Origin of the sequence: Mesorhizobium sp. M8A.F.Ca.ET.161.01.1.1, assembly GCF_004792105.1 — a bacterium.
In the GTDB taxonomy this organism is placed as follows: domain Bacteria; phylum Pseudomonadota; class Alphaproteobacteria; order Rhizobiales; family Rhizobiaceae; genus Mesorhizobium.
In genome coordinates this window covers 61,640-73,569 of record NZ_SRTD01000016.1, presented here as the reverse complement: position 1 = coordinate 73,569, position 11,930 = coordinate 61,640, and the positions used below count along the sequence as shown (strand labels likewise).

6 protein-coding genes and 6 pseudogenes are annotated in these 11,930 nt (G+C 61.3%); 4 read left to right on the top strand and 8 right to left on the bottom strand.

From position 1 onward, the window contains the following. Window positions 1-57: 57 nt before the first annotated feature. The 3 genes and pseudogenes from EN804_RS28180 to EN804_RS38190 all read left to right on the top strand — a co-directional run. Window positions 58-1,893 (top strand): CocE/NonD family hydrolase, encoded by a 1,836-nt coding sequence (locus EN804_RS28180; protein ID WP_135921816.1) that lies wholly within the window; start codon window positions 58-60, stop codon window positions 1,891-1,893. 399 nt (window positions 1,894-2,292) lie between these two features. Beyond that, complete coding sequence (locus EN804_RS28175; RefSeq protein ID WP_082826580.1) at window positions 2,293-4,161, top strand: CocE/NonD family hydrolase; 1,869 nt, start codon at window positions 2,293-2,295, stop codon at window positions 4,159-4,161. Window positions 4,162-4,249: 88 nt separating this feature from the next. After that, window positions 4,250-4,587 (top strand): annotated as a pseudogene (locus tag EN804_RS38190) (IS110 family transposase); the annotation flags it as partial. Between the two features lie 44 nt (window positions 4,588-4,631). Here EN804_RS38190 and EN804_RS28165 read toward each other — a convergent pair. The 7 genes and pseudogenes from EN804_RS28165 to EN804_RS28140 form a co-directional block, all read right to left on the bottom strand. Next, a pseudogene (locus EN804_RS28165) lies at window positions 4,632-4,824 on the bottom strand (transposase domain-containing protein); the annotation flags it as partial. A 28-nt stretch (window positions 4,825-4,852) separates the two neighbouring features. Beyond that, window positions 4,853-6,916 (bottom strand): recombinase family protein, encoded by a 2,064-nt coding sequence (locus tag EN804_RS28160; protein WP_063169338.1) that lies wholly within the window; start codon window positions 6,914-6,916, stop codon window positions 4,853-4,855. After that, window positions 6,903-7,205 (bottom strand): hypothetical protein, encoded by a 303-nt coding sequence (locus EN804_RS37390; RefSeq protein ID WP_063169337.1) that lies wholly within the window; start codon window positions 7,203-7,205, stop codon window positions 6,903-6,905. The genes EN804_RS28160 and EN804_RS37390 overlap by 14 nt, the downstream gene beginning before the upstream one ends. Window positions 7,206-7,254: 49 nt before the next feature. Then, window positions 7,255-8,572, bottom strand: a pseudogene (locus tag EN804_RS28155) (IS66 family transposase); the annotation flags it as partial. Window positions 8,573-8,641: 69 nt separating this feature from the next. Further along, window positions 8,642-8,994: pseudogene (gene tnpB, locus EN804_RS28150) on the bottom strand (IS66 family insertion sequence element accessory protein TnpB). Further along, window positions 8,991-9,371, bottom strand: coding sequence for a transposase (locus EN804_RS28145; RefSeq protein WP_199489649.1), 381 nt, complete (start codon window positions 9,369-9,371; stop codon window positions 8,991-8,993). The pseudogene tnpB and the gene EN804_RS28145 overlap by 4 nt, the downstream one beginning before the upstream one ends. 419 nt (window positions 9,372-9,790) lie before the next feature. Further along, window positions 9,791-10,995, bottom strand: a pseudogene (locus EN804_RS28140) (IS110 family transposase). 209 nt (window positions 10,996-11,204) lie between these two features. On the opposite strand from EN804_RS28140, the gene EN804_RS38860 reads away from it, so the two are divergent. Further along, window positions 11,205-11,444: an IS110 family transposase gene (locus EN804_RS38860; RefSeq protein WP_063169335.1), complete on the top strand. Its 240-nt coding sequence runs from the start codon at window positions 11,205-11,207 to the stop codon at window positions 11,442-11,444. Window positions 11,445-11,492: 48 nt separating this feature from the next. Here the strand turns inward: EN804_RS38860 and EN804_RS28130 are convergent. Next, window positions 11,493-11,773 (bottom strand): annotated as a pseudogene (locus tag EN804_RS28130) (integrase core domain-containing protein); the annotation flags it as partial. Between the last annotated feature and the right edge of the window lie 157 nt (window positions 11,774-11,930).

The following is an 11,930-nucleotide window of genomic DNA, read 5'->3' as shown; positions in this document are numbered from 1 at the left end:
TGCAGATAGAATGCTGAGACCCGTCGAAATTGGCCACTCCATCTTGAATCAGTCTCAATGTCTGGGAGGCACTCTGAAGTGTGTAATGAACTAGGCCCGATTAAACCGCCAACGCCGCGATACGAAGTGGTTTTGCAGACCGGCTTGCGCGTTCCAATGCGGGACGGCGTTGAGCTCGCCACGGACCTGTATCGGCCTATTGGTTACACTGGGGAACTCGGGTCAATCCTTATCCGAACTCCATACGGTAAGACGCCCTATCGCTGTCCGGTTGAGCCTCGCCACAAAGTGGCAAGAATGTTTGCTAGACAAGGCTTCGCCGTACTTGTGCAGGAGCTTCGTGGAGTCTTCGATTCCGGCGGCGTATTCACCCTCATGGAGAATGAAAGGGACGACGGTTATGACACGCTGTCCTGGATTTCGCAGCAGCCATGGTCGAATGGACGCGTGGGCACATATGGGTGCTCGGCGCTTGGTATCGCGCAGGTTTTGCTGGCGCAGTTGTGCCATCCAGCCCACCGATGCGCAATTGCGCAGGGATCGGGCGGCGCGAACGGCTCTGCCGGAGGGCGATATCGCAACGGGGATCTCCGTCTCGGCGGTGCGGTGGAGGTTGCCGCGTTTGTCCCCTGGTTCCACCAAACCGCAGCGAAGGACCGGTCCCGAGTGCAACCGAAAAGCGATGAGGAGTATCAGCGGGCTTTCGCGTCGCTGCCGCTCGTCAACATGCTTAAGAGCCTTGGGGGACCGCCGACTGACTGGGAGGACTGGGTCTCGCGTGACCCAGGCGATCCCTGGGGGGATCGGAATGGGATGCTTAGCGAGGACTCGACCATCGACGTCCCAGCCCTGTTCGTGAACTCGTGGTACGACGTGGGGGCTGCCGACGCGCTTCACCAGCAGCGCGTTTTTAGTGCTCGCGGATTGAGCCCGGCGGCACGCGATCACCAACATATCATTCTGTCGCCAGCCACGCATTGTGGCACCGAGAGTCTCAAAGCCCCGACGGTTATCGGCGAGCGCGAGCTGGGCGACGCGCGCCTGGATTGCTGGCAGATCTACCTGGACTGGTTCGACTGCTGGCTGAACGACAAGCCCGACCGGATCGAGGGAATGCCCCGCGTCCAGTACTACGTGATGGGTCGCAACGAGTGGCGTGCCGCGTCAGAATGGCCCCCTCTTGGTGTGGAACTGCAGCACTGGTTCCTCCGCAGCGGCGGGAATGCCGCGACCCGTCTAGGCGACGGGACTCTTGATGTAGAGCCTCCGAGTGCCGACGAGCCGGCTGACACGTTTACCTACGACCCTGGGGATCCGGCGCCGTTCTTGGGGATGGACGGCGGGAAGTCAAGTGGAACTACTATAGGACCCCGCGATTACCAGGACGTCCAGCTTCGTCCAGACGTCCTCTGCTTCACTTCACCGCCCCTCACAGAGGGCATGGAGGTTACCGGATTTGTCCGGGCGGTCCTCTTCGTCTCTTCTTCGGCCCCGGACACGGACTTCGTGGCCAGACTGTTGGACGTACATCCCGATGGCCGTGCGATTGACGTGGTGGACGGGATACTGCGCGTCCGCTATCGCGAGGGCTTTGATCGGGCTGTTTTCATGGAACCGAGCGTTATATGCAAAATCGAGATTGATCTCGACGCCACAAGTAATTGGTTTCCGGCCGGCCATCAAATTCGCCTGGAAATCACTAGTTCGGCCTTCCCGCGGTTCGACCGCAACCTGAATACGGGAGGTAACAACTGGGACGAAACTGAATGGGTAGTGGCTCGGAACACGATTCATCACTGCGAGCAGTTCCCCTCCCACGTACTGCTTCCTGTGATGACAGCGATGGGGTCCCATGCCGGCAAGGCGAATTTGAACAGCTTGCCGCCTGGCTAGCCTACCTCCACTATTTCAAACAAACGGTGATAACAAGCTGCGATCGGTCGGGGAGCCCGTCGCTTCTCACATCAAGCAGCTTGCCCCATCGGCCCGCGTCAATCAGCATGGAATGGGGGTCCATGGATCGGCACATAATGGCGGTGAGACTCACAATTGATGTTTTGCACAGCGGCGTAGGCGCGCTGTCACATTGATTTAAGCAATAGGGAAATTGGGGTGGCAACGCGCCATCATTGAGTGCCGGACCTGCTAGAGAAGCACGGTTGAGTTTCTTTTCAAACAACTTAGCAACGGCACAGAGTTCATCGTTGTACTGTGAATGCGACGAACACACCACCGTGCAGATAGAATGCTGAGACCCGTCGAAATTGGCCACTCCATCTTGAATCAGTCTCAATGTCTGGGAGGCACTCTGAAGTGTGTAATGAACTAGGCCCGATTAAACCGCCAACGCCGCGATACGAAGTGGTTTTGCAGACCGGCTTGCGCGTTCCAATGCGGGACGGCGTTGAGCTCGCCACGGACCTGTATCGGCCTATTGGTTACACTGGGGAACTCGGGTCAATCCTTATCCGAACTCAATACGGTAAGACGCCCTATCGCTGTCCGGTTGAGCCTCGCCACAAAGTGGCAAGAATGTTTGCTGGACAAGGCTTCGCCGTACTTGTGCAGGAGCTTCGTGGAGTCTTCGATTCCGGCGGCGTATTCACCCTCATGGAGAATGAAAGGGACGACGGTTATGACACGCTGTCCTGGATTTCGCAGCAGCCATGGTCGAATGGACGCGTGGGCACATATGGGTGCTCGGCGCTTGGTATCGCGCAGGTTTTGCTGGCGCAGTTGTGCCATCCAGCCCACCGATGCGCAATTGCGCAGGGATCGGGCGGCGCGAACGGCTCTGCCGGAGGGCGATATCGCAACGGGGATCTCCGTCTCGGCGGTGCGGTGGAGGTTGCCGCGTTTGTCCCCTGGTTCCACCAAACCGCAGCGAAGGACCGGTCCCGAGTGCAACCGAAAAGCGATGAGGAGTATCAGCGGGCTTTCGCGTCGCTGCCGCTCGTCAACATGCTTAAGAGCCTTGGGGGACCGCCGACTGACTGGGAGGACTGGGTCTCGCGTGACCCAGGCGATCCCTGGGGGGATCGGAATGGGATGCTTAGCGAGGACTCGACCATCGACGTCCCAGCCCTGTTCGTGAACTCGTGGTACGACGTGGGGGCTGCCGACGCGCTTCACCAGCAGCGCGTTTTTAGTGCTCGCGGATTGAGCCCGGCGGCACGCGATCACCAACATATCATTCTGTCGCCAGCCACGCATTGTGGCACCGAGAGTCTCAAAGCCCCGACGGTTATCGGCGAGCGCGAGCTGGGCGACGCGCGCCTGGATTGCTGGCAGATCTACCTGGACTGGTTCGACTGCTGGCTGAACGACAAGCCCGACCGGATCGAGGGAATGCCCCGCGTCCAGTACTACGTGATGGGTCGCAACGAGTGGCGTGCCGCGTCAGAATGGCCCCCTCTTGGTGTGGAACTGCAGCACTGGTTCCTCCGCAGCGGCGGGAATGCCGCGACCCGTCTAGGCGACGGGACTCTTGATGTAGAGCCTCCGAGTGCCGACGAGCCGGCTGACACGTTTACCTACGACCCTGGGGATCCGGCGCCGTTCTTGGGGATGGACGGCGGGAAGTCAAGTGGAACTACTATAGGACCCCGCGATTACCAGGACGTCCAGCTTCGTCCAGACGTCCTCTGCTTCACTTCACCGCCCCTCACAGAGGGCATGGAGGTTACCGGATTTGTCCGGGCGGTCCTCTTCGTCTCTTCTTCGGCCCCGGACACGGACTTCGTGGCCAGACTGTTGGACGTACATCCCGATGGCCGTGCGATTGACGTGGTGGACGGGATACTGCGCGTCCGCTATCGCGAGGGCTTTGATCGGGCTGTTTTCATGGAACCGAGCGTTATATGCAAAATCGAGATTGATCTCGACGCCACAAGTAATTGGTTTCCGGCCGGCCATCAAATTCGCCTGGAAATCACTAGTTCGGCCTTCCCGCGGTTCGACCGCAACCTGAATACGGGAGGTAACAACTGGGACGAAACTGAATGGGTAGTGGCTCGGAACACGATTCATCACTGCGAGCAGTTCCCCTCCCACGTACTGCTTCCTGTGATGACAGCGATGGGGTCCCATGCCGGCAAGGCGAATTTGAACAGCATCGCTAGGTGTTTAGATTGTGGTATTCGGCTTTGCCCCCCGCCTTGAACGGGTTGTTTTGAAGTGCTGCGCTTCGAGATGATGACAAAACGTGGTCTGTGTGAACAGCCACAAGCATCAGGAAAGGAAGCGCAGCATGAAAAATTATGCCGGACTGGACGTCTCCGTGAAAGAGACCACCGTTTGCATCGTGAGAAGGGCGCCGAATTTGCCGAGAGATGAAGGTTGCTAGTCATCCGGACGATCTTGCTGACGCATTGAAGAACCCCGCATGGAATCTCGCCCGGATCAGGCTTGAAGCCGGCCCCTTATCCCAATGGTTGGTCTGGCGGCAGCCGGACTACGTGACCTGTATCGAGCCCCGTCATTCCAAGGCGTTCTCAAGGCACAGGTCAACAAGACCGACCGCAACCATGCTCGCGGCATCGCGCAGATATGCGGGTTAACCTGTTCCGGCCCGTGCATGTCAAGAGTAAGCGGTATTCTCGGGCCACGGCCTTGAGCTCGAGCTTGTTGATGTAGACCCAAGGCAGGAGATCGTCGATCTGGCTGTTGGGGTGGCCGTTGACGATCCTGGTGAGGACATCGGCGAGATAAGCCGAGCGGTTCGACACCATTGAGCTTGCAGGTTTCGATCAGCGAGGCGATGACTGCCCAGTGTTCGGCGCCGCCGTCAGAGCCTGCGAAGAGCGCGTTCTTGCGGTTGAGCGCGAAGACTGATTCATTATGCACCCCCTCTTCAAATGGCGGGAAACAGCGATTTCTGATTATCGTCGTTGATGATACGCGGAGATTTGCGCGCCAAATCGGCCTTGATCCGTTCATCTTCAAGGTCGCTGGCGCGGATCTGGTAGGGCGCGCCGCGCATGACCTGCTCGGCTGGTAATATGCCGTCCCTGACGAACCGGCGGATTTTGACGTGCGACACGCCAAGCTTCGCGGCCGCGTCCGACATGGTAAGCCACTCGCCGTTCTTGTCGGAAGACCGATAGCCGCTGATCTTGTGCACCGTGCGCAGGGATTGGACGCGTCGCGCCGTCCAGGTCTTTCCCTGACCCGTCTTCATGCCCATGCGGTTGAGTGTGGCGGCGATTTCGGCATCCGACCATCGCGTTGCCATGGATCGCATGACCGCCAGAGCCTCCTCAGGCGTACTCTGGCCATGCTCTCCGGATTTGGACTTGCGAACCCTTACCTGGGAATGCTGGCCCCCATGCCAATGGATGGTCAGGATCACATCGCGCGCGTCGTCATCGACGTCCGCCACAATGTCCTTGATGAGCGCGCGCAGCAGTTGCTGACGGAACCGCATATCGACACCCGGCGCATTCCAGGCGGCTTCGAGATCCTGGGCGAGGCCGGTGAAGTCAGGGATCGCGTCGACAGGCTCCATACGCTGGACTTCACTGAGCCGGGCCTCGCAGGTCTCCACGCGCCTGAGCCTAGCTTCCCAGTTCCTCTCGAGCTGGGCCGCTATAAGCCGGTTCTCCGGGTCGCAGGCGGCGTAGCGGCGCTCGGCGAGCGATGCCTCATAGCGTGCCTGCTGCAGGTCCATCTCGATCATCTGCCGCCGCCTGGCTTCGCTCTCCAGCTGCATCTGTTCAGCCTCCAACGCCGCCTCGATCGCCATCGGCGCAACCGCCTCCAAGGCTTCGCGGGCCACCGCCGCATCGGTGCGAAAGCCGTTGAACGACATGCATCGCGCCTGCGCCATCATGGTGTTCTCGCAACGATAGACCGGGTAACCTTGGCCACGTCCGGCATACGTGACAACCAGTCTTCGCCCGCATCGACCACAGGAGAGAAGACCCGGGAGCAACGCGCGACCGCCGCGGCCCGACTTGACGCCGCCGGCTTTGCCATAGGCGTTGGCGGCGAGAAGTTCCTGGTTCCGTTCGTACTCGCTCCATCCGATATAGCCTTCGTGATGCTCCTTGAGCACCACCGCCCAATCGCTGGCCGGCTTGTAATGACCATAGCTCTTGCGGACGCGGCCATCCACGATCTCGGTGCGCTTCTCGCTCTTACCATAGACATAAGCGCCGGCGTAGAACGGGTTCTTCAGGACGGAGATCACGTTGCGGTAGCGGACCGGAACCCAGGCGAAGGACACCATCTTCTTGCCGTCGGAGGGTCTGGGGAAATGCACGCCATCGTCGATCATCGAGATCAGGACCTGGCGGGCACTGCCGAGTTCGCGGAAACGCGCGAATATCAGGCGAATGGTCTCCTGCAGGCGTATATCGGGATCGAACCCGAGACCGTAATCCCGGTGCCAGACGTAGCCGAAGGGCACAGAGATGCGCAGTTCGCCGCGCTGTGCCTTGGCGCGGTCAGCTTCGTACATGCGAGCACGCAGCACCCCGAGTTCGAACTCGCTTATGCTCCCCTTCATGCCGAGCAGCAGGCGATCGTTCGGCAGTCCCGGATCGTAGACTCCGTCCAGATCGATCACCCGTGCATCGACTTCGCCGCACAACTCGAGCAGCCGATGCCAGTCCGGTCCGTTGCGAGACAGGCGGGACGCCTCCAGGCAAAGCACAGCGCCCACATGACCGGTGCACAGATCGTCGACCAGGCGTTCGAAACCGGGACGTTCCACAGCTCCACTTGCGGTGCGTCCCAAGTCCTCGTCGATCACCTCAACCTTGCGGAATCCCCAGCGCCGCGCGACGTCGACCAGCTCATATTGCCGACGCTGGCTCTCAAGATTGAGCTGCACTTGCGCCTGCGTGGACTGACGTACATAGACAACGGCCTTGCGCTTGAGGATGGTGGCCGGAATCAGATTACGGCTCGTCATCGCGGCTCTCCTCCGTCACGATACCGGCGGCGGCCATCAGCACATTGGCGAGCCGGGCGATCACGATCGTTCGTTGCGCTGCGCTCAGCCCGACTAGCTTGTGCGAGTCGAGCGCATGCTGAGCTGGCGAACGATCACGAGAGATCGTGTCGGTGGCGGCAAGGTTCTCATTTTGAGTCTCCCCGATGATGAAACCATCCGGAGAGCCTCGCCGGAAACGGCGCTGGATCAAGAGCTTGTTCAGTTCAAGCAGTGCAGCAAGCGACGCGCGCGGGGAGCCCAGATCCATTGCTGCGCACGGGACTTCGACCTCCTGCCCAACATGGGCAGAATGACCCCGAGATTGCGATCGGACGGATCGAGCGTTCGACGGTGTTGCTGTCGATCTCGATGCGGCCGTCGTCAAGGAAGTGCGAGAGGCCTTCCCAGCGTGAGAGCGTGTAGCGGATTGCCTCTGCGAGCTTGGTCTTCTGACTGATCAGGCCGAGCTTCTCACGCAGCCAGGGTTCGAGATCGGCGACGATGGCGCGGCTTTTGTCCTGACGCATCGCGCGGCGCTCGTTGGCCGATCGGCCACGGATGTCATCCTCGATCTTGTAGAGTTCGGCGATCCGTCTCAGCGCGTCACTGGCGATCGGCGCGGGACCGGCTGCTGCCAGTTCATAAAAGCGCCGACGGACATGCGCCCAGCAGAAGGCGAGCGTGACGCCGCTTTTGTCGGCCAGCACGCGATAGCCGCCATAGCCGTCGACCTGCAAGATTCCGGTGAAGCCTGCGAGATGAGCGATCGGACGCTCGGCCTTTCGGTCCGGCGCATAGACATAGGCGACGCCCGGCGGGTCGCTCCCCTCCCATCGTCGGTCATCGCGGGCATAGGCCCAGAGTTGACCTGTCTTAGTCTTGCCGCGGCCGGGATCGAGCACCGGCGCGGTCGTCTCGTCGGCGAAGAGTTTTGCCGAGGACTTCAGCTTGCCAAGCAGCCGCTCATGCACCGGACGCAGGTGCCAGGCGGCGCGGCCGACCCAGTCGGCGAGCGTAGAGCGATCGAGATTGATACCCTGCCGGGCGTAGATTTGCGCCTGACGATAGAGCGGAAGGTGATCGGCATATTTTGAGACCAGCACCTGGGCGACCGTTGCCTCGGTCGGAAGACCACCCTCGATCAGCCGGGCCGGCGCCGGAAGCCTGAACCACGACGTCCTCGCAGGCGCGGCAGGCATATTTGGGCCGGCGCACGACGATTACACGCAGCTGCGCCGGAACGATGTCGAGCCGCTCGCTCACGTCCTCGCCGATCCGATGCAAGCCATTGCGGCAGCATGGGCAGGCATGGTCCTCGATGTCGACGACCATCTCCACGCGCGGCAGATGGGGTGGCAGCGCGCCCCGGTTGGCCCGGCGCCTCGTGGCCTTTGCTTGCCGCTCGGCGGGAGCAGATTGCTCCTTCTCTTCCTCACCGGCGGCCTCGATCTGCTCCGCCTCTTCGAGCCCCAGCAGCAATTGATCCTCGGGGAGCGTCTCGGCACGCCGGCCGAAGCGGTGACGCTGCAATTCCTTGATGATCTGAATCAGACGGGCATTCTCGACGTCGTGCGCCAGGACCATCGCCTTCAGCGCGTCCGGATCGTCGGGAAGCTGGTCAGCCGTCATCGCCATGAACGGATCAGACCATATTCGCCGACAGCCCGCGACAGCGGAATCTAGGCTGATTCACTTCGTCGCGGGTCAGCCCGCCTGGGCTGGCACGCGGGTCCGGCGCGCCTCATGGACTCGCCGCCAGTCGAGACCTTCGAGTAGCGCCGAGAGCTGCGCGGCCGTCAGCCGCATCATGCCGTCATGCACTTTCGGCCAGCGGAACTCCCCATCCTCCAAACGCTTAGCAGGCAAACCCCGGTGCCATCCCAGAAGATCAGCTTGATCCGGTCAGTCCGCTTCGCCCGGAAGACGTAGACGGCCCCGCTGAACGGATCGGCCCCCATTGTCTCTCGCACCAGCGCCGCCAATCCCTCCGCACCCTTGCGGAAGTCGACGGGCTTCGTCGCCACCATGACCTTGACCGCACCCGTCGGCCCGATCACGACGTCGCCTTCAGCGCGCGGATCACTGCGGCCACCGTCTTGGTATCGGCGCCCCGGCCGACGCGCATCGCGATGCCGTCGATCTCAAGCTCGATCATGCCGGCATCTCGGGTGGCTTGCCGTTTCCGCTGCTTCGGTGAACGGCTGGCTGCAGGTTCCGCCGCCGCCACAACCGCCGGCACAAAGGCAGGAGAATCTTGCTGCACCGAAGCGGCCTGTTTGCGCGCTTCGCGGCGCCAGGCGAAGACCTGCTGCGGCCTGAGACCATAACGGCGGGCGACCTCGGAAATGATCGCATTCGGCTCCAGCGTCTCTGCGATGATCCGCGCCTTGTCATCCACCGACCAGTGACGCCGACCGCCGGCACCGTTGATCACCTCGAAACGCCGAAGCTGCCGCTCCGGGTCAAGCGTAAGGTCAAGTCCAGACACAAGCCGATCTCCGATCCCAATACAGGATCGGCAACCTCACAGATCGCGACCACTCCCGAAAGGTGGTCCGGAAACACCGCTCTGATGTCCGCTGTCAAGGTTTGGAACGCATGAGGTCGCCCGATCCGAGGAACGGCTGCTCATTCTGATGATCGCGCATGGGTGGGGAGGCGGAACTGAAGGACGTCGGTGATCAAGCTCTGATGCGCGGGTTGGCTACCGCATTCCCGATTGTGCGTCCGGGGCTGTTCCTATCTTACTGCGGGCGTCGGTCGATTTGCCGGCCACAAAGCGTCTGACGGGCATTCCCCTGCCGTGGTCCCGCCTCCGCCCATGCGCGATATGTGCGCCATCGCGGCGAGCGATCAGGTGACGCGCGCCTCCCTTGCGACTGCCCACATAAAGCCGACCAGTTCACGGGCGATCGCGGTGCAGACGACCGTTGTCCGTTTGCCCCGAGCGCTCAGCATGCGGTAGCGGGCTGTCAGGCGGGACTGCGCCTTCCAGGCGATCTCACGCACCTTCGGTGACGCCTGCTCCAACCGGTATAGCTTCGCCTTCCCGACCTTGGGCGGATGTCGATAGGTCCAGGCGCTCTCGACCAACATGTGGCGAACCCGACCGTTGCCTGCCTTTGTGATGCCGCCGCGCCGGACTGTCTCCCCGGTTGAGCGCTCGCCGGGGACCCGACCGAGATATCCCATGAGCTGGCGTGGGCTTTCGAACCGGCTGGCGTCGCCGACTTCGGTGACGAACGTCACGGCGACAATTAGGTCTACCCCACGCAATGTCTGAAGCGCCCACACGATCGGTGCCAGCGACCAGGCCGGGACGAACTCTTCGATCACACGCTCCAGCCGCTCGACCCGCTCTTTCGAGACGCGCACCGCCTCGACCATCTCCTGGAGTGCGATCTGATGCGCGGGATGATCGAACCTTGTTCCTGAAGCCAGCGTAGATAGCGCATCGTCCAGCTCTTCTTTCGCGGATAGCTACGGCCGTGCTTGAGCATGAATGCGCTCACCTGCTGGCGATGGACCCGCAGCGTCTCGACCGCGCCCGCCCGCGCGCGAACAAGATCCCGTATGGACTCGTGCCCTTCATCGGGAACCCACACCGCGGTCAGCTCGCCGGCGCGCAATAGTCGGGCAAGGGAAATGGCGTCTCGACGGTTCGTCTTCACCCGATCGCCGGGCTTCCTTGGTATCAATGATGGTGCAACCACGGTGCACTCGTGCCCGAGCGACCGGATCAGGCGATAAAGGCCGTACCCGGTCGGCCCAGCCTCATAGCAGAAATGCACGTAATCAAAGCGGCTGGCGATCCGGCCTATGACCCGCCGCATGCTGGTCGCCGACGCGTCGACCTCACCGAAGAACCGAACCTCTCCTTCCCGGCCTGCCTCCGCAATCGCAATAGCGTTCTTAAGCTTCGCAACATCGATTCCGACAAATGCTTCTCTATAATCCGCCACGGCTCGTCCTCCTGTGGTGAGGATCGGCTCGGCCCGTCCGAGCAACCCTCGGACGCGCAGTGTAGGGCGAGCCACCTCATCGGCAGAGGCGGACATACGGTCTTACTGTCAAGACGCTGACGACCCAGAATCGCCGGGCGCTGCTGACGGCCCTCAAGTCGCTTCAGGAAAAGGCCATCGCCATCGAGAACGACATCCGTGGCCTGTTTCGTAACTTCGGTCTCAAAGTTGGCATTGTCGACGGCCGGCAAATTCGCGGATCGCATCCGGGACCCTTCCGGTGACATTCCGGAACTCGAGACATCATGGAGACGTTGCTCACCGCCCGTCGGAAACTTTGCGAGCAGTTCACGGTGCTACACGAAAGACTGTTGTCGATCGTGAGGGGTGACACGGTTTGCAGGCGGTTGATGACCGTGCTGGGCGTCGGCCCTATCGTTGCACTGGGTTTCAACGCCACGGTCGATATTCCTGCCCCCTTCAGGAATTCGAAGGACGTGGGGCCGTATCTCGGTTTGACGCCGCGGTTACATCAATCAGGCTAGGATAATCGCGTCGGCAGGTCAGCCTAGGAAGCTTGAATGGGATTGACTTCAACACGCCGAATAGACAAGTCCAGGCATTTGGTGGAGCGGATTGAGAGTGAAGCGCTCGGGCTGGGAAGCCCATGCCTTGCAGATGAACTCGTAGGGTGAGACCTTTGAGGGCCTTCAGCCTGCGGCCGAAATTTGTAGGCCGCAACAAAGTCGGCAAGATGCCGACGCAGTTGGTCATGATCGTCGTAGTGGAAACGCTTGCCCGTCGCGTCCTTGATGGTGCGGTTCATTCGCTCGACCTAGCCGGTGGTCCAAGTATGCTTTGGCTTCGTGGTTCGAAGCACAGCGCGACGATGCGGCCCCCGAACGTGCTTGCGGGCTTCCTGGCGCCGCGACGAGCGCTTGCAGGCGCTGACGGTCGCTGGCCAAAACGGTGAAGGGGGATGCTATTGCGCATGCATCTAACTCGCACGCCAAACCGCAAAACGGAATCCC